Genomic DNA, 26917 nt, shown 5'->3' with positions numbered 1-26917 from the left:
GAGGTGGTGCAGGTGTCTGCCGGGGTTGCGTACGACTGTGATGTGCTCGTCGTCGGGGGTGGGATCGTCGGGCTGTCCACCGCGTACGCGATCACCCGTGCCGCGCCCGGGATCCGGGTCACCGTGCTGGAGAAGGAGGCCGGGCCGGCGAGGCACCAGACGGGCCGGAACAGCGGGGTCATCCACAGCGGGATCTACTACCGGCCCGGGTCGCTGAAGGCGCGGTACGCCGTCAAGGGTGCCGCGGAGATGGTCAAGTTCTGCGCGGAGTACGGCATCGCGCACGCCGTCACCGGCAAGCTGATCGTCGCCACCGAGCGGGCCGAGCTGCCCCGGCTGCACGCCCTGGTGCAGCGCGGCCGGGAGAACGGCATACCGGTGCGGGAGCTCGGGGCCTCGCAGATCGGGGAGTACGAGCCCGAGGTGCGGGGGCTCGCCGCCATACACGTCGGGACGACCGGGGTGTGCGACTTCGTGGGGGTCGCCCGGCAGCTCGGGGAGGCCTCGGGGGCGGAGATCCGGTACGGCGCCCGGGTGGTCCGCGTGGACCGGCGGCCGGAGCGGGGCGTGGCCGTGCTCACCTCGCGCGGGGACGTCGTACGCGCGCGCGTGCTGGTCAACTGCGCGGGGCTGTACTGCGACGAGGTCGCGCGGCTGACCGGGGACGAGCCGGGGATGCGGATCGTGCCGTTCCGCGGGGAGTACTACGAGCTGGCGCGGCCGGAGCTGGTGCGGGGGCTGGTGTACCCGGTGCCGGACCCGGCGTTCCCGTTCCTCGGGGTGCATCTCACGCGCGGGATCGACGGAGGCGTGCACATCGGACCCAACGCGGTGCCGGCGCTGGCCCGGGAGGGGTACGGGTGGGGCGTCGTACGGCCGCGGGAGGTCGCCGGGACGCTGGCCTGGCCGGGGGCCTGGGCGCTGGCGCGGCGGCACTGGCGGTACGGGGGCGGGGAACTGCTCCGGTCGGTGTCGAAGAAGGCGTTCACGGCGGCCGTACGGCGGCTGCTGCCCGCTGCCGAGGTGGGGGACCTGGTGCGGGCGGCCGCGGGGGTGCGGGCGCAGGCCGTGCTGCGGGACGGGACACTCGTCGACGACTTCCTGATCAAGGAGGCGCCGCGCGCGGTCCACGTGCTGAACGCGCCCTCGCCCGCGGCGACCGCCTCGCTGCCGATCGGCCGGGAGGTGGCGCGGCGGGCGCTGGAGACGCTGGGCTCGGTGTGACACCCCGCAGGCCGTCCCGCAGGGGCCGTAAAATCGACCCACTGTGTCTGACTCCCTCAATGCCCCCGAAGCCCCTCAGCCCGCCGAGCATGCTCCCGGTGAGCACCCTCACCACGCCCCCGGGGTGTCCGTCCGGCACACCCGGGCCAAGGGCGAGCCGCGGTTCCCGGACGGGCCCAGGGCCGATCCGGCCGGGTCGCACTTCGAGCGGCGGATCCGCAGCTTCCAGCCGCGCCGCAGCCGGGTCACCGCCGGGCAGGCCGACGCGCTGCAGCGGCTGTGGCCCAAGTGGGGCCTGGACATCGACGGGCAGCAGGTCATCGACCTCGGCGAGCTGTTCGGGAACGGCGACCCGGTGGTGCTGGAGATCGGGTTCGGGATGGGCGAGGCGACCGCGCAGATGGCCGCCGAGGACCCGGGCGTCAACATCCTCGCCGTCGACGTGCACACGCCTGGGCAGGGGAACCTGCTCAACCTCGCCGACCAGAACGGGCTGTCCAACGTCCGCGTCGGGAACGGCGACGCGATCATCCTGCTCCGGGAGATGCTGGCGCCGGACTCGCTGGACGGGCTGCGCGTGTACTTCCCGGACCCCTGGCCGAAGAAGCGGCACCACAAGCGGCGGCTGATCCAGGCCGAGTTCCTCGATCTCGCCGCGACCCGGCTGCGGCCCGGGGCGATCGTGCACTGCGCGACCGACTGGGAGCCGTACGCCGAGCAGATGCTCGAAGTGCTGGACGCGCACCCCGAGTTCGAGAACACGCAGGCCGACGGCGGTTTCGCGCCACGTCCGGCGCACCGGCCGCTGACCCGTTTCGAGGGCCAGGGACTGGACAAGGGACATGTGGTGAACGATCTGCTCTTCCGTCGCGTACAGCACCGGGTGCCGCAGAGCGAGCAGCACCGTCAGGAGTCACCTCGTTAGGGTCGATGCCGTGGCCACCTCCCCGCCGCCGTACTCGCCGTACCCGCAGCATCCGTCGCATCCGTCATACCCGTCGTATCCGTCGTATCCACCGGACCCCGCCGGCGACGGTCTGCGGCATCCTCGCTGGTGGCAGCGGCGCTGGGTGCGGTACGGGGCGCTGGGCACGCTGCTCGCCCTCTCCGGCCTGGTGATCCTCGCGCTGGTGCGGGAGCAGACGGGGACGGAGGGCTTTCTCGTCGGGCTCGGGCTCGCCGTCCTGCCCGTGCCGCTGCTCATAGGCGCGTTCCGGTGGCTCGACCGGGTACAGCCCGGCCCCTGGCGGAACGTGCTGTTCGCCTTCGCCTGGGGCGCCTGCGCGGCCGCGCTGATAGCCATCGTCGCCAACAGTTTCGCGACGAGATGGATAGCGACGGCGACCGCGGATCCGAGCAGCGCCGACCGGCTCGGGGCGACCGTGATAGCGCCGGTCGTCGAGGAGTCGGCGAAGGCGGCGGCCGTGCTCCTCGTCTTCCTCTTCCGCAGACGGGACTTCACCGGGATCGTCGACGGGGTGGTGATAGCCGGGGTCACCGCCACCGGGTTCGCGTTCACCGAGAACATCCTCTACCTCGGTACGGCCTTCGGGACCGACCAGCTGACCGGGGACAGCGGGATCGCCTCCGTCACCGCCGCGACGTTCTTCGTGCGCATCGTGATGTCCCCGTTCGCGCATCCGCTCTTCACCGTCCTCACCGGCATCGGTTTCGGCATCGCCGCGCTCTCCGGGGAACGGCAGCGGGCGCGGCGGGTGCTGGTGCCGCTCGCCGGGCTGCTGCTCGCGATGAGCATGCACGCGTTCTGGAACGGGTCCTCGACGTTCGGGCAGTACGGGTTCTTCGCCGTGTACGGCATGTTCATGGTGCCGGCGTTCGGGCTGCTGGCCTGGCTGGCGATCTGGACGCGGCAGCGGGAGCTGCGGAGCGTGCGGGAGGAGCTGCCGGCGTACGTCTACGCGGGGTGGCTGGGGGCGGCCGAGCCGTTCGTGCTCGGGTCGATGCGGGCGCGGCAGATGGCCAGGGAGTACGCCGCGTACCACTTCGGGAAGGCGGCGGGGAGGGCGGTCGCCGAGTACGAGGGGTACGCGACGACGCTCGCGCTGCTGCGGCGCCGGGGGCAGCAGGGGCGGGCGGGGGCCGACTTCGTGGTGCGGGAGCGGGAGCTGCTGACCGAGTTGTGGAGCCGGCGGGAGCTGGTGCGGCCGGCCCTGGAGTACGCGGCACGGACGGCTGCGCCGGGCGGCTGGCCGGGGTACGGCGGCTACGCACCGCCGGCCTATGGGGCGCCGGGGTGGTACGGGGCGGCGGTGCCGTATCCGTCCTACAACCCGTACCGGAGCTAGCCCTTCGGGGTTGCGGAGGATTCGGCACCGCCGGGATGCGCCGTGGGGCAGAGCACCGTTGCGGCGGACACGAATGCGAGCAGCGGAGAAGGGAAAACGAGGGAAGCGAAGGCCGTCGGACAAGGGCCGTCAGGCGGGGCACGGCAGGCGGGCCGCCAGACGGGCCGCCAGACGGAGCACCGTCAGACGGGCCGCCAGACGGGCCGCCAGACAGAGCACCGGCAGACGGGCCGTCAGGCGGAGGCCGTCAGGCGGGCCGTCAGGCGGAGGTGGTCGTCAGTCGTGCCAGTTCCTGGTCTGTCAGGTTCAGGTCCGCCACGCCCAGCAGTGCCGGGAGCTGTTCCACCGTGCGGGCCGAGGCGATCGGGGCCGCGACGGTGGGCTGGGCTGCCAGCCAGGCCAGGGCGACCGTGGGGATCGGGGCGTCGTGGGCCGCGGCGATCTCGTCCAGGGCGGTGAGGACCTGCCGGCCGCGCTCGGACTCCAGGTACTGGGCGGCCCGGCCCGCTCGCGCGCTGTCGACCGTCGTACCGGGGCGGTACTTGCCGGTGAGGAAGCCGGCGGCCAGGGCGAAGTAGGGGACGGCCGCGAGGCCGGTGCGGGAGGCCAGGTCCTGGAGGGGGCCCTCGTAGGTGTCGCGGGAGACCAGGTTGTAGTGGGGCTGGAGGGCGACGTACCGGGCGAAGCCCTCGCGGTCGGAGAAGTCCAGGGACTCCTGGAGGCGCTCAGCGGTGATGTTGGACGCGGCGATGTGCCGGACCTTGCCCGCCCGCACCAGCTCGTCCAGCGCGCCGATGATCTCCTCGACCGGGATCTCGGGCTGGTCGAAGTGCGTGTAGTAGAGGTCGATGTGGTCGGTGTCCAGACGGCGCAGGGACGCGTCGGCGGCGGCCTTGATGTTGGCGGCGGACAGGCCGAGGTACTCGGGGTGCTGGCTGACCTTCGTCGCGATGACGACGTCGTCGCGGTTGCCGCGCGCCTTGACCCACTTGCCGATGATCGTCTCGGACTCGCCGCCCTTGTTGCCCTCGATCCACGCCGTGTACGAGTCGGCGGTGTCGACGAAGTTTCCGCCCGCGGCGGCGTAGGCGTCGAGGACGGCGAAGGAGGTGGCCTCGTCGGCGGTCCAGCCGAAGACGTTGCCGCCGAGGGCGAGCGGGAAGACCTCCAGGTCGGAGGCGCCGAGCTTACGGAGGGAGGGGGAAGCGGAAGAAGCACTCATGTCTCACTTCAACACGCGTCGCCGGGCGCCCCATCTCGGCGCAACACGAAGTTCTTGTAAAGGCGCACGGTACGAGGCGCGCCGCCGGCCCGGGGCGGGGCGCACCGAAGGCCCTGACGTCGGGGGTTGCCGTCAGGGCCGCCGGAGACCGGTCGGTGGGGTCCGGGTCAGGGGTTGAGGCCCTTGCCGCGCAGCCAGGTCATCGGGTCGATGGCGGTGGCCTGGCCGTTCGGGTGGACCTCCAGGTGGAGGTGCGGGCCGGTGACGTTGCCGGTGGCGCCCACGCGGCCGATGACGTCGCCGGTGGAGACCTTCTGGCCGACCTTGACGCCGATCGAGGACTGGTGGCAGAACCACAGCTCGGTGCCGTCGTCGAGGGTGATGATCGTGCGGTAGCCGTAGGAGCCGGCCCAGCCCGCCTCGGTGACCGTGCCGCTGTGCACGGCCTTGATCAGCGTGCCGGTGGGCGCGGCGAAGTCGAGGCCGGTGTGGTAGCCGGAGGCCCACATGGAGCCGGCCTGGCCGAAGGTACCGGTGATCGTGTACGACACGACGGGCAGCGTGTACTGCTTGGCCAGCTCGGCGAGCCGGGCCTGCTCGGCCTTCTGCTTCGCGGAGGCCTCGGCCTTCTCCTTGGCGTCGGCGGCCTTGGCGGCGGCCGCCTGCTCCGCCTTGGCCTCGGCGTCGGCGGCCGCCTTGTCGGCGGCGGCGACGGCCTTGGCGCTGGCCTTGGTGTCGAGCTGGTTCTGCTGCTGCGCGGCCTGGGCGATGATCCGGCTGCGCAGCGTCTCACCGGCGCCGGACGAGGAGGAGTCCGCGTCGGTGGCGGTCGTCGTGGTGACGCTGCTGAGGGCGGTCTGGGTGGCCTGGTGGCCGCCGTCCTCGCCGAGCAGGGAGCCGACGGAGGTCGGCAGGTCGGGCAGCGAGATGGAGACCGGCGGCTTGCCGGTGTTGGCGCTGGCCATGCCGCCCGCGCCGACGGCGGCGATGACGCCGACGCCGAGAACCGTGGAGCTGCGGGCGAGCCCGCCGCCGCGCTGCTTGGCGACCCGGTGCCGGCCGCGCGCCGAGGCGAGGGACTCCTCGGTGGGGTTCCACTCCTCGAAGGGGCCCTCGTCGGTGCGGTAGCTGCCGTAGCCGAAGGTGTCGGGTTGACGCTGGCTGGGCACGAACGGGGCTGTCGGAGCAGGCCGGTTGGACGCCACGCGGGCGTACTCCTTTCCTTCCGTCGCCTACCGGGTTAGCTGACGGGTTCGGAGCGGGAAGGTCTCCTACGCGCGTATACCGGCCGTTTCCTACCCGGCGGTAGCCGTGCGATTCACCCCAAGGTGGTGGTTCCCCGGTTCCCTTGCGGGATTCGGCGCGTGCGCACGGAGCCATCTCGGGTGACGGCTGGGACGACCGCGCTGCGTTATCGAACGTTAATAGACCCAGCTATCAGATTCCAAGCCGTTCGTCTTGATCATTAAGCTTTCAAAGCTTGGACTTAACTGCCACTATCGGTCAAAAAAGGTCGAGTTGGCTGTGCTCGCTGCTCAGCTCAGGAGTCACACAGGTTTTGATGGTGACTCAGTTGTGATGCGGAGGGCGGCCGTCCGAACACGATGTGTGACATAGCACAGGGCAGGCGGCTCAGGGCCGTCGTACGGCGAGCAGCGCCATGTCGTCCGTCATGCCGCCGCCCGTGTGCCGGCGCACCTCGGCCGCGAGCCGGGCCAGCAGCGCGCCGGGGGCGGTGACGGTACGACCGGTCAGCCGCCGCTCGGGGTCGTAGAACCGGCCGTGCGCGTCCCGGGCCTCGGAGAGGCCGTCGGTGTGCAGCAGCAGCGTGGCCCCGCTCGGGAACGCGTGCTCGGCCGCCCGGTCGGGCCACGCCCCCAGCTCGCCCATCCCGAGCGGCAGCGCGGACTCCGGCGCCCGCACCGGGCACACCTCGCCGTCGCCGTGCAGCAGCAGGGGCGGCGGATGACCGCGGTTGACGACCCGGAGCGTGCCGTCGCCGTGCGGGAGTTCGGCGAGTACGGCGGTGGTGAACCCCTCGTGGGCGTCGATGCCGCCGCGCCGGACGCCCTCGCGCGCCAGCGCCCGCTCCAGCCGCGCGGCCACCGCCTCCAGCGTGGCCTCCTGCTCGGCGGCCTCCCGGAACGCGCCGATCACCACGGCGACGGCGGCGACCGCGCCCATGCCCTTGCCGCGGACGTCGCCGACGACCAGCCGCACGCCGTACGGGGTGTCCTGGACGGCGTACAGGTCGCCGCCGATGAAGGTGCCCTCCTGGGCCGCCTCGTAGCGGGCGGCGATCTCGAAGCCGCCGATCCGCTCGGCCGGCTCCGGCAGGACGGCCCGCTGGGCGGCCTCGGCGACCTCACGGGCCGAGGCGAGGCGCTGGTCGCCGATGCGGACGATCCGGTTGATGCCGGCGGCGAGGACGGCGACGGTGACCACGGTGACGACCTCGGTCACGGCGTCGGCGTCCGGGAGCACGGCGAACCGCGCGTGCACGGCGTAGGTGGCGAGGAGCGCGGCCAGACCCGTGAGGACGGTGGTGCGCAGGGCGGAGAGGGGCGCGGCGATCAGCGGGGCGGCCGTGAAGAAGGGGACCGCGGTGAAGGGCTGGGGGGTGAGGACGTCGTAGCAGACGCCCGCGCCGATCAGCAGCGCGGGCAGGTAGCGGACGAGGGTGCGGGCGGATGCCTGGCCGTGCTGCTCCGCCTCTCCACGGCTCGCCACACGACCCCCCTGATGTCCCACGTGTTCGACGCGTCCGATGTCTTCGATGCCTGTCCGTCCAGGTTTGCCGCTGCGAGCGGGTGGGGCGAATGGGGGTGGGCCGGGCGGATGAGTGCGGACGTGCGTGATGAGGAACACGTGCCTGGATATGACTCAGGGCCGGAATCCTCGAACTTGGATTCCGGCCCTGAGTTTCAGTAGCGGGGACAGGATTTGAACCTGCGACCTCTGGGTTATGAGCCCAGCGAGCTACCGAGCTGCTCCACCCCGCGTCGGTGACACCAGCATACGCCATCTGAAGAGGGTGAGTCACACGGGTTAAAACGCGCGGGGCCGACGGAGGCCTCGGCGGGGTCAGCGGACGCCGAGGCGCCGGGCCCGGGCGACCGCCTCGCGGGGGCCGCCGTCGAACGGCTGACCGTGCCCCGGCAGCAGGACGGTGTCCTGGGACAGCCCGGCGATGGCGTCCAGGGACGCGAGGGCGGCGGCCGAGTCGTGGGTGAAGGCGCGGCAGACCAGACAGGGGCCGGTGTGCCCGGTGAAGGCCTCCTGGGTGACCAGGGCGTCGCCGGTGAAGAACAGGCCCTGGTCGGGGAAGTGGAAGCCGGTACTGCCGGGGGTGTGGCCGGGCAGCGCGACCGCCAGCGGCCGCCCGGGCACGCCGTCCAACCGCGCGCCGTCGCCGAACGTGCGCGCCCGGGCGGGCGGGGGCGCGGTGAAGGCGCCCTGGCGGGCCAGGGACACCATGGCGGCGAGCGCGGCGGGACGGCGGACGAGGTACGGCAGCGGGGATCGTTCGGACCTGGCGTGCCGCATGGCCTTGCGCGGGCCGTCCGTGAGCATGACCCGGTCGTCCTCGTGGACCCACACCTCCGCGCCGGCCTGCTGGAGCTCCGCCGTGAGACCGATGTGATCGGGGTGCGCGTGGGTGATCAGGACGGCCCGGATGTCGGCCGGGCTCCGGCCGGCGGCGGCCAGGTGGTCGAGGAGCCGCCCCCGCTGTCCGGGCAGGCCCGCGTCGACGAGGGTGAGCCCGTCGGGGTGATCCACCAGGTAGAAGTTGACGAGGGGATCCCCCAGCCGGACAACGCCTGGAGCGGCCTCCGGGCCGGCGCCGGGTCGGGCGGATCGGGGGCGGGACTGACTCATGACGTTCTGCTCTCGTACGAGGCGGAGGGCGGGGGCGGGGGGCTCGTCGGCGGGCGCGGACGCCCCGGCTCAGAACATGCTGTTGCCGTTCGCCGAGGTGGCCGGGACGGCCTGGGTGACCGCCCAGTGCTCGACGATCTTCCCGCCTCGCACCCGGAAGATCTCGTACACCGACGTGCCCAGGTCGGAGGGGCTGTTCTGGTCGTGGAGGTGGACCGCGACCAGGTCGCCCTCGGCGACGACCTTGGCGACGGTGGCCTGGTACTGCGGATGCGCGGCGAAGAGGTCCGCGTAGGCCTGCTTGGTCGCGGCCGCGCCGTCGGCGAGCGCCGGGTCGTGCTGGACCAGCTTCGGTGAGACGTAGCGGTCGACCGCGCCGAGGTCCTTCCGGCCGGTCAGCTGCTGGACGTAGGCGCGTACGACGCGCTCGCTCGCGGCGGTGTGCGAGGCCGGGCCGGCGGCGTCGGTCTGCGGCGAGGTGAGCGTGGAGACCATGTCGTGGCCGTTGGCCGTGATGGCGGGGACCGGCTGGATGGTGTCCCAGTGCTCCACGATCTTGTGGTTCGCCACCCGGAACACGTCGACGAGCACCACGCCCTTGGACGTGGCGGACGCGCCCGCGCTCGTCTGGAGCAGGACGAGGTCGCCCTGTGCGATCACATGTGTGGTGACCGACCCGCTGCCCGGGGTGGCCGTCGCCTTCAGGTTCTCCACCAACTGGCGCAGCGCCTCGGGGCCGTTGGCGACGTTGGGGTTGTGCTGGATGTAGTCGGGAGAGACGTACTTGTCGATCACGGACGTGTCGTAGTAGGTGAACAGCTGCTTGTACACGTACGTGACCAGCGCCTTGTCGGCCGCGGTCTCGCGGGCGGACACCGAGCCGGCGGCGGCGCCCGTGCTCGGGTGTCCGGCGGACCGGGACACGGCGGTCGCGGGACCGGTCGCCAGTGCCGTCGCGGCCGCGACGGCGGCCACGGCCGCGCCGATCCGTACCGCAAGGTGTGTGTTCATCGCACTCTCCTGACTCGGAACACCCGCCGGCCCAGCGGCAGGTCGGCGAGGCCGACACTAGGAGCGCCGGACCGATCCGTCGTCGCCCTGTGAAGGGTGGTACTCACGGGGACAGGATCGGCGCGGCCGCGCCGCCTAGCCTGGCCTCATGGCACAGGGCAGCGACAAGCACGCGCCGGGGCCGCTCGGCGAGTACCTCCGGGCGCGCCGGGCCCTGCTGAGTCCGGAGCTGCTCGGGCTGCCGGACGCGGGCCGCAGGCGGGTGCCGGGGCTGCGCCGCCATGAGCTGGCGCTGCTGGCCGGGGTGAGCACGGAGTACTACATCCGGCTGGAACAGGGCCGCAACCGCCATCCCTCCCCGCAGATCGTCGAAGCCCTCGCCAAGGCCCTGCACCTGGACGCGGAGGGCACGGCCCATCTCCACCAGCTCGCGGCCTCCGCCCCGCCCCGGCGCTCCCGGCCCCGCGGCGAGCAGGTGCCGGCGGGCATCCGCATGCTCCTTGAGTCGTGGTCCGCGCTGCCCGTGGTGGTGGCCGGGCGGCTCTGCGACGTACGGGCGGCGACCCCCCTGGCCGTCGCCCTCTCCCCGGCGCACCGGCCCGGGGCGAACCTGGCCCGGGAGGTGTTCCTGAACGACGCCGTGCGCACCCTGCACCGCGACTGGGACCTCGCCACGGCCAGCCTCGCTTCGACGCTGCGGGTGGCGGCCGGGGAGGATCCGGGCGACCCGCGGCTGTCCGCCCTGGTCGGCGAGCTGTCCGTGCACAGCGAGCGCTTCCGGCATCTGTGGGCCCGCCACGACGTCCGCCCGAAGCAGAGCGGACAGGCCCTGCTGCGGCATCCGCAGGTCGGCGAGCTGGACCTGCGGACGGAGAAGCTGGCGATCCTGGGCACGAACGGTCTGCTCATGCTCTGCTTCCACGCCGAGCCCGGCAGCCCGTCGGCCGAGCGCCTGGCCCTGCTCGCCAGCCTCACGGCCGCCGAGACACCGACCGGCACGGCCACGGCCACGGCAGAGCCGCTGCGCCACCGGCTCGGCTGACCTCAGGCGAGCAGACGCCTTCCGGCCGCCTCGCCGGCCGGCCCCTCCTGCTCGCCCCTCCGCTTCAGCCGAGGAGATGTCCGTTCGGCGCCTTCGCCAGGTCCTCGTACGCCCCGAGCACCAGCACCTGTACCCCCGCCTCCCGCAGCATCCCCGTCCCGTCGGCCGCCGCCACGAACGTGTCCGGCTCGCGCCACGCCGTCACCACCCGTCGTACCCCGGCCCGGAGGATCAGCTCGGCGCAGGGGTGCGGGCGGGAGGCGCGGTGGGTGCAGGGTTCGAGGCTGGTGTAGACCGTGGCCGTGGCCAGCCGGGGGTCGGCCGGGGGGATCTTGGCCAGGGCCGCCTCCTCCGCGTGGACCACGGGGTCGCCGGCCTCCCGGGAGTGGCCGCGGGCCAGTTCCGTGCCGTCGGCGGCGACCACCACCGCGCCCACGCTGAACGCGGTCCGCGACGGCGGGCACTCGGCCGCCAGTTCGCAGGCGAGCCGCAGCCAGTGCCGGTCCGCGGCGGACGCCGTCCCGCCCGCGCCGGGGGCCGTGGGCTCGTAGCGCATGAGGACGACGTCCTGGATACGGCGGGTGTCCAGGAGCCGCAGCCGCCCGGCCTGGTATCCGCCCGGCCCGAACAGACGCGGTGCCTTCGGGTCGCCGACGAAGAGGGGGGCCAGGACCAGCTGGAGTTCGTCGGCCAGGCCCTGCTGGAGGAGCTGGGTGTGGACGGTGCCGCCGCCCTCGACCATCAGGCGGTGCACGCCCCGTACGTCGTGCAGGTGTTCGAGGAGCCGCCGCCAGTCGAGGTCGGCGCCGAGGGAGACGACGTCGGCGGCGATCCCGAGGGCGTGGGCCCGCCGCGCACCCTCGTCCGTCGTGTACACGATCTTCGCGCCGCCGGTGTGCCAGAACTTCGCGTCCGGGTCGAGGTCGCCGGTCGCGGTGACCGTGACCTTGAGCGGGTACTCGGGCCGGCCGGCGGCGGTCCGGGCCGCGCGCCGCTCCGGGGAGTTGACCAGGAGCCGGGGATTGTCCGCGCGGATGGTGCCGGCGCCGATCAGGATGGCGTCCACGGAGGCGCGTACCTCGTCGACGCGGTCGAAGTCGGCGGGGGACGAGAGCAGGAGCCGGTCGGGGCCGGTGTCGTCTAGGTAGCCGTCGAGGGAGACGGCGGCGGACAGCAGGACGAAGGGGTACGGCATCGGACGCGCTCACTCTCGGCGGCGGCTGGGCAGGTCGGTGGGCTGCTCTGACTCGGACGCTTGGTTAAAGTTTGAAACAAACCTACACTGGTCGCATGACGACTCGCTGGCTCACCCCGAAGGAGCAGCGCGCCTGGCGCGCCTACATGGCGGCGACGAACCTCCTCGAGGACGCGATCGACCGGCAGCTCCAGCAGGACGCCGGCATGCCGCACCTGTACTACGGCATCCTCGCCAACCTCTCCGAGGAGCCGGAGCGCAAGCTGCGCATGACCGATCTCGCCCAGAAGGCGAAGATCACCCGGAGTCGGCTGACGTACGCCGTGACGCGGCTGGAGAAGGACGGGCTGGTCCGGCGCGAGGACTGCCAGTGGGACAAGCGGAGCAGCTTCGCGATCCTGACGGACGAGGGCATGGCGGTGCTGGAGCGCACGGCGCCGGGACATGTGGAGACCGTACGGGCGGCGGTCTTCGACCATCTCTCCGACGAGCAGGTGGAGCAGCTGGAGGAGATCAGCTCCGTGATCGCGCGAGCGCTGGAGGGCGACGAGTCGACCCCCCGCCCCACGTCGGACAAGCTGCCGTGGCGACGCCGGTCGTCGTCGCCCTGTTCCGGATCCTGAACCCGGCTCGCGAACCCGGATCGTGCACTCGATTTCCCGAAACCGTACGGAAATCTGTTGCTTCAAATTTAAAGCATGGGGTAAGGTTCCAGCCGTGGATCTGCTTCAAATCTGAAGCAGGCACCCGCGACGTCCCACTGGAGACCCCGATGACCGACTTCCCCGCCGCCACCCAGCGCGCCCGTGTCCGGGTCCCGCTGCGCTTCAACGACGGTTACAGCGTCAACACCGAGCTCGTCACGTTCCATGGCCTGACCGACGGGCAGGAGCACGTCGCCGTCGTCATCGGCGAGCCCGCGCCCGGCACCCTCCCGCTGGTGCGTCTGCACTCCGAGTGCCTGACCGGCGACGTCTTCGGCTCGGCCCGCTGCGACTGCGGCCCCCAGCTGCGCGAGGCCGTCGAGCGCATCGCCGACCGCGGCGGCGTCCTGCTCTACCTGCGCCAGGAGGGCCGCGGCATCGGCCTCTACAACAAGCTCGACGCCTACGCCCTCCAGGACCAGGGCCTCGACACCTACGAGGCGAACGCCGCCCTCGGCCTCCCCGAGGACGCCCGCGACTACACCGCCGCCGCCCAGATGCTGGCCGCCCTCGGGATCACCGACCTCGACCTGCTCTCCAACAACCCCGACAAGGCCGAGCAGTTGCGCGGCCTCGGCGTCACCGTCCGCGACCGCGTCCCGACCGGCGTCTTCAGCACCGCCCACAACGTCCGCTACCTGCGCGCGAAGGTCCTGCACACCCAGCACACGCTGCCGCTGGCCGAGCTGACGGAGCTCAACGCGGGCTGAGCCCCTCCTGGATGTATTTCGATGTACGGCTCCCCGCCGGACGTGCTAGCAACGACGGGCACACCGACGAGGGGAGCCTCCGTGGACGACCAGCTGGCGCGTGTTCTCGACGACCTCTACGAGGAGGGACGGGCACACGACGGCCCGCTGGCCGACCGGCTGCTGAGGCTGCGCAACATGACCCCGGACGCGGCCCGGCTGGTCTCGACGCTGATCAGGGCCCGGCGCGCCACGTCCGTCCTGGAGATCGGCACGTCCAACGGCTACTCGGCGATCTGGTTCGCCGACGCGGTCCGCGACACCGGCGGCCGCCTGACGACGGTGGAGATCGACGCGGACCGGGTCACCGCCGCGCTGGCCAACCTGGACCGGGCCGGAGTCCGGGAGTACGCGGACGTCGTCCACGGCGACGGCGCCGAGACCCTGGCCAGGACCCCCGACGCCTCCGTCGACCTGGTCGTCCTCGACGCCGAGCGACCGGCCTACGTGGACTACTGGCCGCAACTGCGGCGCATCCTGAGGCCGTACGGCATCGTGGCCGTCGACAACGCGGTGAGCCACCGCGACCAGGTGACCGCGTTCCACGAACTCCTCACCGCGGAGAAGGAGTTCGCCGTCGCCCTGCACGAGGTGGGCGACGGCGTACTGACCGGGATCCGGGTGCGCGCGGGTCAGCCGAAGTAACCCTCCAGGTCGGCGACGACGCCGACCGAGCCGAGCGCGTTGTGGATGCGGACGGAGCCGTCGGCTCCGACCGGCACCACGGCCAGGACCGGCCGGGTCTGCCCCGCGGCCAGGTTGTCGTCGGACACGTTCGGCAGGCTGCCGTCACCGTAGGCGGTCAGGTGGGTGTTGGCGGTCGGAGCGACGCCCGTGAGGTTGACCAGCACCGCGGAGGCTCCCGCCGGGACCCCGTGGACACCGGCGACCTTGACGGTGAGGGTGCCGTTCGCGCCCAGCGGTCTGGCGGCCGCGCCCAGGCCCGTGCGGGTGTCGAGGAAACGGGTCGGCGTGGTCCCCACGAACGGTCCGCCGACGCGGGCGCTCGGGTCCTCGCCCGAGTTGGCCAAGTCGTCGGTGTACACCGCTTGGAGGTCGGCGATCAGCTGGACGTGCCCGGCGCTGTTGTAGATGTGGAACACGCCGGAGTACGCGCAGGGGATGACCAGGTTGGAGACGGTCTGCCCGGCCCGGTAGTCGAGGGTGGACGTGGTCGGCGGGTTGGGGCCGTCGCAGGCGACGGTGATGTAGCCGCTGCTGGTGCCTCCGGTCACGGTGACGTCGAGGACGGCGCCGACGGTGGCCCCGCCCCGGGTGTACTTCGGCAGGGTGACGGTCGTGGTGCTGCGGGGGCCGACCGCACCCTTGGGCGCACCGGTGCCGGAGCGGGTGTCCAGCACCCGGGTGGGGGTCACCGGGGCCAGGCCCGACATGTCCTGCGTGTCCTTGACGGCCTTGGTGGTGTAGTAGCCCTCCAGGTCGGCGACGAGGTTCACCGTGCCGTGCGCGTTGTAGAGATCGACGTAGCCGTCGGCGCCCACCTTGACGGTGACCAGGTTCGGATCGACCTGCCCGGCCCGGAAGTTGAGGTTCGAGGCGGTCGGGCGGGTGGTGCCGTCCGGGTAGGCCGTCACATAACTGGTGGCGGTGGCGCCGGTGTCGGTGACGTTCAGCGCCACCGCCGTGACCCCGGACGCCGGGACGCCGCCCACCCCGAGGACCTTCAGCCGGACCACACCGCCGGCGCCCACGGTCCGCTTGGGCGCGCCCGTCCCGTTCCGGGTGTCCAGCAGGCGCTTGGGGCCCGCACCGACGAAGGCCGCGCCGACCGTGGCCTTGGCGGTCGTGGTGACGGTCCGCCCGCCGGCGTCGGTGATTTTCTGCGTGACGGTGTAGGTGCCGGGACCCGGGTAGGTGTGCTTCAGCGTGTCACTGAGGGCGGTGGCGGAAACGGCCTTCGAACCGTCGCCGAAGGTGATCTGGTCACTCGTGATCGCGTACGGATCGAAGTCGATGGCGTACTCGCAGGTGGCCGCGTCCGGCGCCGAGGGGTTGGTGCCACAGCCGACCGTCGAGGCGAGGTCCGGTGCCGGATCGACCCGGTACCAGACGTCGGCGCCGCCGACCCGGGTGCCGTCGGCCCTGTCCACCAGCACCACGACCTGGATGTCGCCGCTCGTGGTGGCCTGGGTGTAGGTGTGGGTGGCCGAACCGGTGGTGGAGGTGACGGTCGTACCGTCCCCGAAGTCGAAGGTGTACGTGAACCCGGCCAGCGAGTCCGACCAGGGATTACCGAACCGCGCGGTGGCGGTGACCGGAACGCCGACGTACCCGGCGCCCATGACGACCCCGCTCACGGTGAGCGGGTCCTGGAACTCCGTGGCACCCCGGTCGACATGGCCGGCGCCCGCGCCGGTGTCCGGGACCAGGGGATCGTCGACCCGGGAGTGGCCGTCGATGTCCGTGGACTGCTCGCCCGGAGCGTCGGCGTCACCCGAGTCGATGAGCGGCGAGTGCTCGGCGGGCAGCCCGAGCGCGGGGATCGTCAGATCCGTCTGGTCCAGGTCGTGGGTGCCCTGCCCGGTGCCCGCCCCGAGCGCCTGCGCGGTGGCGTACGCGGTGCCTGCCCAGTCGTAGTCCGTGCCCGTCGACAGCGGGTTGACCGCGTTGTGGTCCGCGGTGATCTGCGGGGCCGAGGCGGCGTCCACGGTGATCTCGGCCGGGGTGCCGGTGCCGGAGCACGTCGTCGTACCGTCGGCCCGGGCCACGACGTTCTCCACCGAGCCCGAAGTGCCGTCGGTCAGGCTGACCGCGTCGCCGCAGACGGTCGAAAAGGTGTCGCCCGCGAGGTCGATGCCCGTGGTGCCCGCGGCCTCGACACCGCCGCCCTCGAAGAGGTCTCCGGCGAGCGTGATGTTCCGCGCCCCGGCCGCGGCGGTGAAGCCCGGCCCGGAGGGCAGGACGACGTGGAGGCGGGTGAGCGAGATGTCGGAGGAGGAGCCGTCGACCGCCATCAGCGGAGCGGTGGTGGCGAGGGTGCTCTGTGCGTAGGCGACGCGGTAGGTGATGTGCTGCGAGTCCGCGACGGCCAGGGCGGTGGCCCCGGCCGTACGGACGCGGATCCCGGCCATGTCGACGTACCGGGCGCCGGAGAAGGTGACCGCGGAGGCCTTGCCCGCGACGACGACGGACGAGCTGCTGCCGGACGCGGCGAAGAACCTGACGGGTGCGTCCGCGGTGCCCGTGGACCTGATGGTCACCGGCGCATAGGGCGTCCCGTTCCCCGTGATCCACACGGTGTCCCCGGCAGCCGCGGCGTCCGCGGCCGGCTGGATCTGGCAGAAGGGCTCCGCCGCCGAACCGGGACCGGTGTCGCTGCAGCCGGCGGCCGCGTCGTCGACGTACAGCGCCGTACCGGCGACGGTGTCCGCGTGGGCGGCGCCCGACCCGAGGCAGCCGACGAACAGCACCGCGAGGCTCGCGGACGCCACCAGCGGATGTCTGCGTCCCATGAACGCGTTGTCTCCCCCCGGCCGCTGAAGGCACCGGCGTTCGGCGCGTGCGACCCGTGAAATCCAGTCATGTGTTCGCTGGAACTGAGGGGAGGTTAGGACACCTTGGGGAGGAGGGGTGCCGATGGGACGGCGCCGGTTCGGCGCCGCCCCGAAAGTTTGCACCGGCTTTGATCAATGCAGGCGCCACGCAAACCGCCTCATCGGCAGGCATTGACCATTCCGCTCCGGAGGCCACCCGCACCGTAGGTTGGCGGCCGGTGCCCTACTCGTCGATCACCACGCCCTTCGCGGCGAGGAGCGGCGCCAGGTTGCAGATCTCGGCCACGGTCCTGCCCGACCGGTACGCGGCGATGAAGTCGGTCTCGGTGTCGATGCGCCGCTGGGAGGCGGCGATCGCCTCGGCCAGGTCCTCCCGTCGCACGACCACCACGCCGTCGGCGTCCGCGTTGACGACGTCTCCGGGCCGGATCAGCTGGCCGCCGACGGTGACCGGCTCGCAGAGGGGGCCGACGGTCTCCTTTACGGTGCCCTTGGTGCAGACGCTGCGGGAGAAGTCGGGAAAGCCGAGCTCGCGCAGCTCCTGGGTGTCCCGGACGGCGGTGTCGGTGATCAGGCCGCCGAGCCCCTTGGACCGGCAGGCGTTGGCGAGGACGTCACCGAAGGAACCGGCCTCCGCGTAGGCACCGCCCGAGACGACGATGACGTCACCGGGCCGGGCGTAGTGGATCGCGGTCTGGAGCATGAGGTTGTCGCGCGGTGCGCAGACGACGGTGAAGGCCGGGCCGCAGAGTTTCATGCGGTGGTCGACCGGCTTGATGACCGAGTCGAGGGCGCCCAGACGGCCCTGGGCCTCGTGGATCGTCGCGGAGGAGAAGGCGCTCAACTTCTTGACGAGATCGGGGTCGGGGCGCTCGAACTTCGTACTGATGGTGATCATGGGGGCCTCTCAGGCGGACGTGGCCGGGGTGAGGGCGGCACAGGCCGCGGCGATGCCGGCGCAGGCCTCGGTGAGGACGTCGGCGGAGGTGGCGAAGGAGATACGGAAGTAGCCCGGTGCGCCGTAGGCGGAGCCGTGGATCACGGCCACCTGCCGGCTGTCGAGCAGGTAGCGGGCGAACTGCTCGTCGTCGGCGATGCGCTCGCCGTCCGGGGTGTGCAGGCCGATGGCGTCGGCGCAGTTCACCAGCAGGTAGAAGCCGCCCGCGGGCGGGGTGCAGCTCAGGTGGGGAATGTCGTTGACGAGCTTGGCGGTCGTGTCGCGCCGGGCACGGTAGGTCCGGACCGTCTCCTCGACGAAGTCCTGCGGGCCGGTCAGCGCGGCCGCCGCGGCCGCCTGGCTGACGGAGGAGGGACAGGAGGACATCTGCGACTGAAGGGTGTTGACGGCGGAGACGAGGTCGGCGGGACCGGCTCCGTAACCGATCCGCCAGCCGGTCATCGCATACGTCTTGGACACGCCGTTGGTGAGGAACACCCGGTCGGCCAGGCGCGGTTCGACGGCGGCCAGCGATCGGCTCCGCCCGTCGCCGTACCAGATCTCGTCGTAGATCTCGTCGGTGAGCACCCGCACCCGGGGGTGGTCGAGGAGGACCTCGGCGAGTGCGCGCAGTTCGTCCTTCGTGTAGGCGGCGCCGGTGGGGTTGCCGGGGGTGTTGAGGATCAGCCAGCGGGTGCGGTCGGTGAGGGCCCCCCGCAGCGCCCCGGGCGTGAGCTTGAAGCCGTCGGCCTCGGAGCAGGGCACGATGACCGGGGTGCCGTCGTTGGCGAGGACCATGTCGGGGTAGGACACCCAGTACGGGGCGGGCACCACGACCTCGTCGCCTTCGTCCAGGGTGGCCATGAGCGCGAGGAAGATGACCTGCTTGGCGCCGCCGCCGACGGTGATCTGCGCGTCCGTGTAGTGCAGGCCGTGCCGGGAGCGGAGCTTCTCGATGATCGCGGCCCGCAGCCGCGGGGTGCCGTTGACGGGGGTGTACTTGGTCTCCCCCGCCTCGATGGCCCGCACCGCCGCCGCCTTGACGTGCGCGGGGGTGTCGAAGTCGGGCTCGCCGACGGTGAGGTCGTGGATGACGAGCCCCTGGCTCTTGAGCTCGCGCACGCGCTGGGCGGCAGCCGTGCTGGGCGAGGGGTTGATGCGGCGCACCCGGGCCGCTGTGGTGTGGGCGACGGTCATGCCGCTCAGCCCTCCCGGCGCTCGAAGTTCAGGCCGCCGGGGACCTGGAAGGTGGGCAGGATCTCGATGTGGCCGATGTTGACGTGCCGCGGCGAGTCGACGGCGAACTCGATGGAGTCGGCGATGTCCTCGGGCTTGAGGGACTCGTAACCGTCGTAGAACTGGCGCTGGGCCGCCTCCATGTCACCGAGCAGACGGCCGAAGATCTCGGTCTCCACGCGGCCCGGGCAGATCTCGGTGACCCGGACGCGGCGGCCGTAGCCGTCGACGCGCAACTGACGGGAGAGGGTGTGCACGGCGGCCTTGGTGGCGTGGTAGACGGTGTTGCCGCCGAAGTTGTAGACCCCGGCGATGGAACTGATGTTGACGATGTGCCCGAGGTCCCGCTCGACCATGCCGGGCATCAGCAGCCGGACGAGGTGCAGCACGGCCCTGATGTTCACCGCGATCTGCTCGTCGACGGCGAACTCGTCGGCGCTGAGGATGTTGCCGGTGCGGGAGACGCCCGCGTTGTTGACCAGGACGTCGATCTCCAGTCCGTCGAGGGTCCTGGTCAGGGCCTCGGTGTCGGTGATGTCGACGGAGTGCGGGACGGCCCCGGTGGCGTCCGCGAGTGCCTGGAGGCGCTCGGCGTTACGGGCCACGGCGTGGACTTCGAGGCCCCGCTTGGCGAGGCGCTCGACCACGACGGCTCCGATTCCGGTGGACGCACCTGTGACGAGGGCGGTCCGGTAGTCGGAGATGGGCATGCTGATGCTCCTTGCGGGTGGGAGTGAGGGGGGTCGGTCAGGCGTCGCGCAGCGGGAGGTGCGCCCGGTCCTTGACCACCGAGACCGCGGCGAGGGTGCCGAGGGCGGTGAGGACCGCGTAGAAGGCCGGCATGTTGACGTTGCCGGTGCGGGCGATGAGCCACGTCATCAGGAGCGGGGCGGTGCCGCCGAAGAGGGCCGAGGAGACGTTGTAGCCCAGGCCGTAGGCGGAGTAGCGCACCCGGGTGGGGAAGAGTTCGACGAGAAGGACGTGGATCACGCCGGTGTGGCCCGCGAAGACGACGGCCATGACGCAGGCGCCGAGGACGGCCAGGGCCAGGTTGCCGGTACCGATCAGCAGGTAGCAGGGGATTCCGACGACGGCCATGGTGATCGCGGAGCCGGCTATGACCTTCTTGCGGCCGATCCGGTCCGACAGGCGGCCCATGTACGGGATGGCCAGACAGATCGCCACCAGGCTGGAGGCGGTCACGAGAAGGCCCTGGACCTTGCTGAAGTTCAGCTCGGTGCTCATGAAGGTGGGCATGTAGGTGAACAGGACGTAGTAGCCGGAGCCGTTCATCAGCGGGATGCACAGGGCGAGCAGCATGGCCCGGCGGTGTTCCGCGGAGGAGAACGCCTCCTTCAGGGGGTTGCGGGACAGGCCGTTCTCCTCGCGCAGACGCGTGAAGTTGGGCGTGTCGCTGATCCGCCTGCGGATGTAGAGGCCGGTGAGGCCGAGCGGCACGGCGAGCAGGAACGGGATGCGCCAGCCCCACGCCTCCATGCGGTCGGCGCCGAGTCCGCCTGTCATGGCCGCGGCCACCAGGGTGCCGGTGAGCAGGGAGAGGAACGACGCGATCTGCGCGTAGCTGGTGTACTGGCCGCGCTTGCCCTCCGGGGCGTGCTCGGCGAGGAAGCTCATCGCGCCGGACGCCTCGCCGCCGACGGAGAAGCCCTGGGCGACGCGCAGCAGGATCAGCAGCGCCGGAGCGGCGACGCCGATGGCCGCGTAGGACGGCAGCACGCCGATGGCGGCGGTGGCGGCGCTGATCAGCAGGATGACGAAGACGAGCATGCGCTGACGGCCGATGCGGTCGCCGAGGTGGCCGCAGATGACGCCGCCGAGGGGGCGGAAGAAGAAGGAGACGGCGTAGCCGAGGAACACGAGCTGGACGGCGTTGTGGGAGCCGGGGAAGAAGACGGTGGCGAGCGTGCCGGCCATGAAGCCGAAGATGCCGTTGTCGTAGAGCTCGGCGAAGATGCCGACGCATCCGGCGAGCGTGATCCTGCGGGCGGTTCTGCGATCGACGGTGTTGGGTACCGGCTGAGCGGCCACGGTGCTCATGGACTTCTCCTGTCTCGGAGCAGGCGGGGACGAGGGAGGTGCTTCGGCCAGGTGCGGGTGGTCGAGGGGCGGCTGACCGGGACGGGGTCGGCTGCGGGCGGGGACGGGGGCGGCTGACCGGGAGGGCGTCAGCTGCCGGCGGGGACGGGGATGTGCAGGATGTCGAACGCGGTGCGGACGCGCTCTTTGAGGGCCTCGACGGCGTTGCGCTGCGCCCGGTGGGCGTTGACCGCCTGGTCGAGGGTGCGGTGGCGGAAGCGGACGGTCTGCCCGGGTCTCACCTGCCCGAGCGCGTTGAGGCCGGTGGCGGTGACGACGGCGAGGACGGGATAGCCGGCCGTGACGCCGCGCCCGCGGTGCAGCACGAGGAGTTCGTCCCCGGCCGGCACCTCGACGGCTCCGACGGGTACGCCGCGGGAGAGGATCTCGCCGTGGGTGACACGGCGGGGCACGCGCCCCTCCAGACGCAGGCCGATGTGGTTGCTGCGCGGGGTGACGGTGAACGGCGCCGTGTACAGGCGGGCCGCGGAGTCGCCGAAGTCGGCCCGGTCGGGGCCGTCGGTGACGTCGATCGTCCAGGGTGCGCAGACCCGCGGAACGGGTGGGCGCAGCCGGAACAGCGGGATGCCGGAGAACGGGTGGACGAGGGGCGGGCAGGTCGTGTGCAGGACCAGCTCGGTTCCGGCGGTCAGCGTGGTCCCGAAGCCGAGGACGGTGTCCGGGGCGCAACTGCCCTGGAGATACTCGGCGTCGAAGGAACCGAGGACGGCGAGGTAGACGCGCAGCCCCTCACGGATGTTGCCCACCCGGATCGTCTCGCCCGCCCGTACCGGAACGGGCTGCCACTGCGGTGCCGGTACACCGCCCACGGTGACGTCGGCGGGTGCTCCGGTCACCGCGACGAGGATGTCGCCGGAGGGGGTGCCCGCGAAGTCCAGCGCGGTGAGCTCCAGCAGCGGGGCCCGTTCGTCGTTGCCGCACAGCACGTTGGCGAGGCGCGCCGAGTGCTGGTCGCAGGCCCCGTTGGCGGGCAGTCCGTAGCGGGAGCGTCCGACGCGGCCGAGGTCCTGCACGGTGGTGAGGCCGGGGGTGTGGACGGTGAGGGTCTCAGCCATGGCAGGCCGCCAGGGGGGTGCCGGCATGGTCGTCCCACTCGTCGGGGGTGATGGGGACGAACCGGAAGGTGTCGCCGGGGAGGTAGGCGGTGAGCGGGTCGCCGTGCAGGTCGAGGACGCGGACCGGGGTGCGGCCGAGGAGCGGCCAGCCGCCGGGCGAGGGCATGGGGCAGATCACGGCCTGGCGGCCGGCGACGGCGACGCTGCCGGGCTCGACCCGGACGCGGGGTGACGCCAGGCGCGGCACGGGGGCGGGGAAGGGCGGGCCGTCCGTCATCGGTGCGCCGGCGGGGGCGCCGAGACAGCGGACGGTGAGGTCGGAGCCGGTGTGCAGGTCGATGACCTCGCTCTCGGTCAGGCCGAGCTGTGCGGCGACCCGGGGCAGGTCGGGGCCGTACTCGCCGCCGTAGACGACGGGCACGACGAAGCGCCGGGGAGCCCGGGTGCGGGGGGCCGTGGCGGCGAACCGGGCGGCCTCGTGCCAGAGGATGCCGCGCACGGTGTCGTGGTCCGTGCGGGCGCAGTCGAACTCCACGAGCAGGGTGTCGTAGGTGGGTACGACGTCCTGGACGCCGTGCAGCCGGATGGAATCGAGCGCGTCCGCCAGGGCGTGGACCAGCCGCCAGCTCTCCTCCGGGCCCAGGCCGACCGCCTTGGCGGTCAGCGCGGAGTCACCGCAGTCCGAGATCACGACGTTGGCGTTCATGTCAGTCGCCCTTGCCGTTCAGCACCTCGTCGAGGCCGGTGATCCGCACGTCGGCGGCGAGGAGTTCGGACCGGATCCGTGCGGCCAGCGCGAGGGCGCCGGGGGTGTCGCCGTGCAGCAGCACCGTGTCGCAGGCGACCGGTATGTCCTTGCCGCCGACGCTGGCGATGACGCCCTCGGTGACCATGCGCAGGGTGCGGCGGGCGATCTCGTCCGCGTCGTGGATCACCGCACCGGCTTCGGAGCGGGGCACGAGAGTGCCGTCGTCCCGGTAGGCCCGGTCCGCGATGCCGACGACGGCGACCCGCAGGCCGCGGGCCCGGGCGGCGTCGGCGAGTTCGCCGTCCTGGGCGAGCACGATCAGGGAGTCGTCCAGGACGGCCACGGCATCCACGACCGCCGTGGCGTAGTCGGCGCGGACGGCCACCAGGTTGCCGAGTCGTCCGTGCGGTGCGACGTGCCGCACCCGGGTGCCATGGGCGCGGGCGAACGCCTGGAGGGCGCCGACCTGGTACAGCACGTCGGTGCGTACTTCCTCCGCGGTCAGGTCCATGGCGCGCCGGCCGAAGCCGACCAGGTCCGGAAAGCTCGGGTGGGCACCGACGGCCACGCCGTTCGCCACACAGGCGCGGACCGTGGCGTCCATGATGCGCGGGTCGCCGGCGTGGAAGCCGCAGGCGACATTGGCGGATGTGAGGAGTTCCAGAAGGGCTTCGTCATCGCCCATCGTGTAGGCCCCGAAACCCTCGCCGAGATCGGCGACGAGATCAACCATACGGGTCAAGGCGTCCTCCGGGGGAAATCGATTTACGGCACGGTCACACATTCGGTTCGGTGGATTCGACATTCGGATTCGATATTCACCGGGAAGGGGCGCGTGACCTACGAAGAGAAACAGCGGAAGAGATGCGGGGCCACTGGTCGGGTGCTCACCTTCGAGCAGTTCCTCGGGCGATGTTCCGGTCAATTCCTCGGGTGATGTTCCGGTCAACTTAATCCAGCCCTCACCCGGCCGCCAATACCTGTTCGGTTTGGCGTTATCGCGGATTCGTATGACACGGCTCACGCCCGGGACCGTCCTGGGTATGGGCTCGACCCCCGCAGGCTTCCTACGATGTGACCCGGCTCGACGGAAGGCTCCCCCGTGGACACCAGGCGTCTCTACTCGTTCATCAAGATCATTGACGCGGGGAGCATCACGCGCGCGGCCGACATCCTGCACATCGCCCAGCCGGCGCTGAGCCAGCAGCTGTCCGCCCTTGAGGCGCAGTTCGGGCAGCAGCTGGTGATCCGCAGCAAACGCGGCGTCGCACCGACCGAGGCCGGCCGGACCCTGTACCGCCACGCCCAGCTGATCCTGCGGCAGGTCGACCTCGCCCACGCCGCGGTCCGGGTGTCGGGACGCGCGCCCGCCGGCGGCGTCTCGGTCGGCCTGGCCCCCTACAGCCTGGGCGCGGCGCTCGCCCTTCCGCTGCTGAAGAGGGTGCGCGAGCGGTACCCCGAGATCCTGCTGCACGTCAACGAGAACTTCGGCGGGGTGATCAGCGAGGCCATCATGACCGGCCGGATGGACATGGCGTTCATCTACGGGGCGGGACCGCTGCGCGGCGTGCAGTTCGAGCATCTGCGCACCGAGGACCTGTTCCTGATCAGCGCCGGGGACGGGACCCGGGATCCGCGCGGGAACGAGGTGAGCCTGCGGGAACTGGAGCGGGTGCCGCTGCTGCTGCCCAGCCGGATCCACACGGTCCGGCAGGTGGTGGACGCCGCCTTCCAGCAGCTCGCGCTGGAACCGAACGTGGTCGGGGAGGTCGAGTCCGCCCTCACCCTGGTCAACGCCGTGGAGGACCGGCTGGGCGCCACCGTCCTCCCCGGCTCAGCCGCGCGCGCGATCCTCGATGTGCGCTCCTTGAGCGTGCGCCGCATCGTGGACCCGGTCATCCAGGTGAAGCTGTCCATGGTCACTTCCGACAACCAGCCGCTGTCCGAACCGGCGCTCGCCGTGCACGACGTTTTTCTCGAACTGGTACGGGACTTTCACAGCGATCCGGTCGGCGATAAGAACGAGCAATAGCGTCACACCGAATCGCTATTTGTCACCGGTACGGGCTGTGGCTAGCGTCAGGCGGAACTTCCGCCACGGCCGACAGAACTCTTTTCGGCACTGGCGTCGCACATCATGTAAATGACACCGGTCCGGTTACTGGAGAAACAGATGACGATTCGCTTGCTCAGCACCCGGGCGGACCTGCCGGGTTCCGGGTTGCGGCGGCTGGCCGCCGAGGCGGAGGTGCTGTCCTGGCCGGGCGCCGGCAAGCCCGGCCACGGCGATCTCGCCGCCCTCGCCCCTGGCAGCACCGGCATCCTCGCCCTGGGCAACGACCCGGTGGACGCCGCGCTGATGGCCGCCGCCGGCCCGTCCCTGCGGGTGATCGCGCTCGCGAGCATGGGCTTCGACAACGTGGACCGAGCCGCCGCCGCCGAGCGCGGCATCGTCGTCACCCACACGCCCGGTGTCCTGGCGGAGACCACGGCAGACCTCACCTTCGCCCTGATTCTCGCGGCCCGCCGCCGCATCGGCGCAGCCGCCGCGAGTCTGGCGCGGGGCGACTGGGACCTGTTCCGGATGCACGACCATCTGGGTCTGGACGTCCACGGAGCCACCCTCGGCCTCGTCGGCTACGGGCAGATCGGGCGGGCGGTGGCCCGCCGGGCCCAGGGCTTCGGCATGCGCGTGATCCACCACGACCCGTACGCGGCCGACGATCCCGTCTCGGCGTCGGTCGGCCTGGAGACCCTGCTGGCCGAGGCGGACATCGTGTCGCTGCACGTACCGCTCACCGCCGAGACGCGGCACCTGATCTCCCACCGTGAACTCGCCGCCATGAAGCCGACGGCCACCCTCGTCAGCACCTCACGCGGCGGCGTGATCGACGAGACGGCCCTTCTCGAAGCGATCCGGCGAGGCGCCCTGCACTCGGCCGGTCTCGACGTGTTCGAGCGGGAGCCGATGGGCGCGGACCTCTCCCCGCTCGCCGGCGAGCCGAACGTGATCACCCTCCCGCACATCGGGTCGGCCACCGACGCCACCCGTGCCGCGATGGTGGACCTGGCCGTCGACAACATCCTCGACGTCCTCGCGGGGCGCCCCGCCCGCACCCCGCTGCCCGGCACGGCCGCGGTTCCCGGGGGTGTGCCCGCATGAGCAGCCACCCGTCCTTCGACATCACGGGCAGGACCGCCCTGGTCACCGGCTCCAGCCGCGGTATCGGCAAGGCACTGGCGGCAGGGCTGCTGGACGCCGGCTGCACGGTCGTCCTCAACGGCCGGGACCCCGACGCGCTGGAGAGGACACGCTCCGAACTCGCCGCCGGGTACAGCGACCGGGTCCACGCCGTCGCCTTCGACGTCACCGATCCGGCGGCGGTCGCCGCGGGCGTCGCCCGCGCCGAGGAGACCGCGGGCGCGCTCTCCATCCTCGTCAACAACACCGGGGCACAGCACCGCAGGCCGCTGCTGGAGTTCTCCGACGACGACTGGCACCGGCTGCTCGACACCAACCTCACCAGCGCCTTCCTCGTCGGCCGGGAGGTCGCCCGGCGCATGGCCGTACGCGGCCACGGCAAGATCGTGAACATCTGCTCGCTGCAGAGCGAGGTGGCCCGGCCCGGCATCGCGCCGTACGCGGCCACCAAGGGCGGCCTGAAAATGCTCACCAGGGGCATGTGCGCGGACCTCGGCCCCCTGGGTATCCAGGTCAACGGCATCGGCCCCGGCTACTTCGACACGGAGCTGACCTCGGCCCTGGTCGCCGACGAGGAGTTCAGCGCCTGGGTGCGGCGGCGCACCCCTGCCGGCCGCTGGGGCAGGGTCGAGGACCTCATCGGCGCCCTCGTCTTCCTGGCGTCCCCGGCCTCCGACTTCGTCAACGGACAGATCCTGTACGTCGACGGCGGCATGCTCTCCGTCCTCTGAGCCCGGCAGGAAACCCGCTCTTCCCGAAGGAAGCCCTCTGTTC

At 71.9% G+C, this 26917-nt stretch carries 24 protein-coding genes, 1 tRNA gene and 1 riboswitch; of the genes, 10 read left to right on the top strand and 15 right to left on the bottom strand.

From position 1 onward, the window contains the following. Positions 1–3 precede the first annotated feature (3 nt). From lhgO to KVT45_RS10215, 3 genes are read left to right on the top strand one after another with little or no spacing between them, the layout of a single operon-like run. Complete coding sequence (gene lhgO, locus KVT45_RS10225) at positions 4–1224, top strand: L-2-hydroxyglutarate oxidase (protein ID WP_217546163.1); 1221 nt, start codon at positions 4–6, stop codon at positions 1222–1224. A 43-nt stretch (positions 1225–1267) separates the two neighbouring features. Further along, entirely contained in the window at positions 1268–2149 is an 882-nt protein-coding gene (gene trmB / locus KVT45_RS10220; protein ID WP_217546162.1) for a tRNA (guanosine(46)-N7)-methyltransferase TrmB, read from the top strand. Positions 2150–2159: 10 nt separating this feature from the next. Continuing rightward, positions 2160–3530, top strand: a complete 1371-nt coding sequence (locus tag KVT45_RS10215) for a PrsW family intramembrane metalloprotease (protein ID WP_217546161.1) — start codon at positions 2160–2162, stop codon at positions 3528–3530. Positions 3531–3789: 259 nt separating this feature from the next. Here the strand turns inward: KVT45_RS10215 and KVT45_RS10210 are convergent, their stop codons facing one another. The 6 genes from KVT45_RS10210 to KVT45_RS10185 form a co-directional block, all read right to left on the bottom strand. Then, on the bottom strand, positions 3790–4752 hold the full coding sequence (locus KVT45_RS10210) for an aldo/keto reductase (protein ID WP_217546160.1): 963 nt from the start codon (positions 4750–4752) through the stop codon (positions 3790–3792). 167 nt (positions 4753–4919) lie between these two features. Next, on the bottom strand, positions 4920–5957 hold the full coding sequence (locus KVT45_RS10205) for a M23 family metallopeptidase (RefSeq protein ID WP_217546159.1): 1038 nt from the start codon (positions 5955–5957) through the stop codon (positions 4920–4922). A 7-nt stretch (positions 5958–5964) separates the two neighbouring features. Continuing rightward, positions 5965–6125: riboswitch (cyclic di-AMP (ydaO/yuaA leader) on the bottom strand. Positions 6126–6384: 259 nt separating this feature from the next. Continuing rightward, positions 6385–7482: a PP2C family protein-serine/threonine phosphatase gene (locus KVT45_RS10200; RefSeq protein WP_308310694.1), complete on the bottom strand. Its 1098-nt coding sequence runs from the start codon at positions 7480–7482 to the stop codon at positions 6385–6387. Between the two features lie 198 nt (positions 7483–7680). Continuing rightward, a tRNA-Met gene (locus tag KVT45_RS10195) sits at positions 7681–7754 on the bottom strand. Positions 7755–7836: 82 nt separating this feature from the next. Beyond that, positions 7837–8631: an MBL fold metallo-hydrolase gene (locus tag KVT45_RS10190; RefSeq protein ID WP_217546158.1), complete on the bottom strand. Its 795-nt coding sequence runs from the start codon at positions 8629–8631 to the stop codon at positions 7837–7839. 69 nt (positions 8632–8700) lie between these two features. Next, the gene (locus KVT45_RS10185; RefSeq protein ID WP_217546157.1) at positions 8701–9642 is read right to left on the bottom strand and encodes a nuclear transport factor 2 family protein; all 942 of its coding nucleotides are present in this window, start codon (positions 9640–9642) and stop codon (positions 8701–8703) included. A gap of 148 nt (positions 9643–9790) precedes the next feature. Between KVT45_RS10185 and KVT45_RS10180 the strand changes: the two genes are divergently transcribed. Beyond that, a complete protein-coding gene (locus tag KVT45_RS10180; RefSeq protein ID WP_217546156.1) occupies positions 9791–10684 on the top strand; it encodes a helix-turn-helix domain-containing protein in 894 nt (297 codons plus the stop codon). A gap of 64 nt (positions 10685–10748) precedes the next feature. On the opposite strand, the gene KVT45_RS10175 is transcribed toward KVT45_RS10180, so the two are convergent. Next, the gene (locus KVT45_RS10175) at positions 10749–11879 is read right to left on the bottom strand and encodes a dihydrofolate reductase family protein (RefSeq protein ID WP_217546155.1); all 1131 of its coding nucleotides are present in this window, start codon (positions 11877–11879) and stop codon (positions 10749–10751) included. A 95-nt stretch (positions 11880–11974) separates the two neighbouring features. Between KVT45_RS10175 and KVT45_RS10170 the strand changes: the two genes are divergently transcribed. The 3 genes from KVT45_RS10170 to KVT45_RS10160 all read left to right on the top strand — a co-directional run bounded on the left by KVT45_RS10170 (position 11975) and on the right by KVT45_RS10160 (position 13977). Beyond that, a complete protein-coding gene (locus KVT45_RS10170) occupies positions 11975–12502 on the top strand; it encodes a MarR family winged helix-turn-helix transcriptional regulator (RefSeq protein ID WP_217546154.1) in 528 nt (175 codons plus the stop codon). 149 nt (positions 12503–12651) lie between these two features. Continuing rightward, positions 12652–13293: a GTP cyclohydrolase II gene (ribA, locus tag KVT45_RS10165; protein WP_217546153.1), complete on the top strand. Its 642-nt coding sequence runs from the start codon at positions 12652–12654 to the stop codon at positions 13291–13293. An 81-nt stretch (positions 13294–13374) separates the two neighbouring features. Beyond that, on the top strand, positions 13375–13977 hold the full coding sequence (locus tag KVT45_RS10160) for a class I SAM-dependent methyltransferase (protein WP_217546152.1): 603 nt from the start codon (positions 13375–13377) through the stop codon (positions 13975–13977). On the opposite strand, the gene KVT45_RS10155 is transcribed toward KVT45_RS10160, so the two are convergent. From KVT45_RS10155 to KVT45_RS10120, 8 genes are all read right to left on the bottom strand, one after another. Further along, positions 13965–16805 carry a PKD domain-containing protein gene (locus KVT45_RS10155; RefSeq protein ID WP_217546151.1) on the bottom strand — a complete coding sequence of 947 codons (2841 nt, stop codon included), beginning with the start codon at positions 16803–16805 and terminating at the stop codon, positions 13965–13967. The two genes, KVT45_RS10160 and KVT45_RS10155, sit on opposite strands and share 13 nt — an antisense overlap. Before the next feature lie 265 nt (positions 16806–17070). Then, the gene (locus tag KVT45_RS10150) at positions 17071–17745 is read right to left on the bottom strand and encodes a 4-carboxy-4-hydroxy-2-oxoadipate aldolase/oxaloacetate decarboxylase (protein ID WP_217546150.1); all 675 of its coding nucleotides are present in this window, start codon (positions 17743–17745) and stop codon (positions 17071–17073) included. 9 nt (positions 17746–17754) lie between these two features. Beyond that, positions 17755–18981: an aspartate transaminase gene (locus KVT45_RS10145; RefSeq protein WP_217546149.1), complete on the bottom strand. Its 1227-nt coding sequence runs from the start codon at positions 18979–18981 to the stop codon at positions 17755–17757. A 5-nt stretch (positions 18982–18986) separates the two neighbouring features. Next, on the bottom strand, positions 18987–19730 hold the full coding sequence (locus KVT45_RS10140; RefSeq protein WP_217546148.1) for an SDR family oxidoreductase: 744 nt from the start codon (positions 19728–19730) through the stop codon (positions 18987–18989). A 37-nt stretch (positions 19731–19767) separates the two neighbouring features. Next, positions 19768–21078, bottom strand: coding sequence for an MFS transporter (locus KVT45_RS10135; protein ID WP_217546147.1), 1311 nt, complete (start codon positions 21076–21078; stop codon positions 19768–19770). Positions 21079–21206: 128 nt separating this feature from the next. After that, entirely contained in the window at positions 21207–22193 is a 987-nt protein-coding gene (locus KVT45_RS10130) for a biotin-dependent carboxyltransferase family protein (RefSeq protein ID WP_217546146.1), read from the bottom strand. Then, on the bottom strand, positions 22186–22899 hold the full coding sequence (locus KVT45_RS10125) for an allophanate hydrolase subunit 1 (protein WP_217546145.1): 714 nt from the start codon (positions 22897–22899) through the stop codon (positions 22186–22188). The genes KVT45_RS10130 and KVT45_RS10125 overlap by 8 nt, the downstream gene beginning before the upstream one ends. A 1-nt stretch (position 22900) precedes the next feature. Continuing rightward, positions 22901–23674: a LamB/YcsF family protein gene (locus KVT45_RS10120; protein ID WP_217546207.1), complete on the bottom strand. Its 774-nt coding sequence runs from the start codon at positions 23672–23674 to the stop codon at positions 22901–22903. A 369-nt stretch (positions 23675–24043) separates the two neighbouring features. On the opposite strand from KVT45_RS10120, the gene nac reads away from it, so the two are divergent. The 3 genes from nac (at position 24044) to KVT45_RS10105 (ending at position 26874) form a co-directional block, all read left to right on the top strand. Next, entirely contained in the window at positions 24044–24973 is a 930-nt protein-coding gene (nac, locus tag KVT45_RS10115) for a nitrogen assimilation transcriptional regulator NAC (RefSeq protein ID WP_217546144.1), read from the top strand. Between the two features lie 141 nt (positions 24974–25114). Next, positions 25115–26104: a D-glycerate dehydrogenase gene (locus KVT45_RS10110; RefSeq protein WP_217546143.1), complete on the top strand. Its 990-nt coding sequence runs from the start codon at positions 25115–25117 to the stop codon at positions 26102–26104. Beyond that, positions 26101–26874, top strand: a complete 774-nt coding sequence (locus tag KVT45_RS10105) for an SDR family oxidoreductase (protein ID WP_217546142.1) — start codon at positions 26101–26103, stop codon at positions 26872–26874. The genes KVT45_RS10110 and KVT45_RS10105 overlap by 4 nt, the downstream gene beginning before the upstream one ends. The last annotated feature ends 43 nt before the right edge of the window (positions 26875–26917 follow it).

The organism is Streptomyces sp. GbtcB6 (assembly GCF_019091475.1).
GTDB classification, from domain to species: domain Bacteria; phylum Actinomycetota; class Actinomycetes; order Streptomycetales; family Streptomycetaceae; genus Streptomyces; species Streptomyces hyaluromycini.
The sequence above is the reverse complement of the archived record's forward strand: the minus strand, read 5'-3'. Positions and strand labels throughout refer to the sequence as shown.

Bases quoted from the DNA above. Each gene is read 5' to 3' on its own strand.
- KVT45_RS10210 (WP_217546160.1), bottom strand. From the start codon at position 4,752: ATGAGTGCTTCTTCCGCTTCCCCCTCCCTCCGTAAGCTCGGCGCCTCC.
- KVT45_RS10190 (WP_217546158.1), bottom strand. From the start codon at position 8,631: ATGAGTCAGTCCCGCCCCCGATCCGCCCGACCCGGCGCCGGCCCGGAG.
- KVT45_RS10185 (WP_217546157.1), bottom strand. From the start codon at position 9,642: ATGAACACACACCTTGCGGTACGGATCGGCGCGGCCGTGGCCGCCGTC.
- KVT45_RS10180 (WP_217546156.1), top strand. From the start codon at position 9,791: ATGGCACAGGGCAGCGACAAGCACGCGCCGGGGCCGCTCGGCGAGTAC.
- KVT45_RS10175 (WP_217546155.1), bottom strand. From the start codon at position 11,879: ATGCCGTACCCCTTCGTCCTGCTGTCCGCCGCCGTCTCCCTCGACGGC.
- KVT45_RS10170 (WP_217546154.1), top strand. From the start codon at position 11,975: ATGACGACTCGCTGGCTCACCCCGAAGGAGCAGCGCGCCTGGCGCGCC.
- ribA (WP_217546153.1), top strand. From the start codon at position 12,652: ATGACCGACTTCCCCGCCGCCACCCAGCGCGCCCGTGTCCGGGTCCCG.
- KVT45_RS10155 (WP_217546151.1), bottom strand. From the start codon at position 16,805: ATGGGACGCAGACATCCGCTGGTGGCGTCCGCGAGCCTCGCGGTGCTG.
- KVT45_RS10150 (WP_217546150.1), bottom strand. From the start codon at position 17,745: ATGATCACCATCAGTACGAAGTTCGAGCGCCCCGACCCCGATCTCGTC.
- KVT45_RS10145 (WP_217546149.1), bottom strand. From the start codon at position 18,981: ATGACCGTCGCCCACACCACAGCGGCCCGGGTGCGCCGCATCAACCCC.
- KVT45_RS10140 (WP_217546148.1), bottom strand. From the start codon at position 19,730: ATGCCCATCTCCGACTACCGGACCGCCCTCGTCACAGGTGCGTCCACC.
- KVT45_RS10135 (WP_217546147.1), bottom strand. From the start codon at position 21,078: ATGAGCACCGTGGCCGCTCAGCCGGTACCCAACACCGTCGATCGCAGA.
- KVT45_RS10130 (WP_217546146.1), bottom strand. From the start codon at position 22,193: ATGGCTGAGACCCTCACCGTCCACACCCCCGGCCTCACCACCGTGCAG.
- KVT45_RS10125 (WP_217546145.1), bottom strand. From the start codon at position 22,899: ATGAACGCCAACGTCGTGATCTCGGACTGCGGTGACTCCGCGCTGACC.
- KVT45_RS10120 (WP_217546207.1), bottom strand. From the start codon at position 23,674: ATGGTTGATCTCGTCGCCGATCTCGGCGAGGGTTTCGGGGCCTACACG.
- KVT45_RS10110 (WP_217546143.1), top strand. From the start codon at position 25,115: ATGACGATTCGCTTGCTCAGCACCCGGGCGGACCTGCCGGGTTCCGGG.
- KVT45_RS10105 (WP_217546142.1), top strand. From the start codon at position 26,101: ATGAGCAGCCACCCGTCCTTCGACATCACGGGCAGGACCGCCCTGGTC.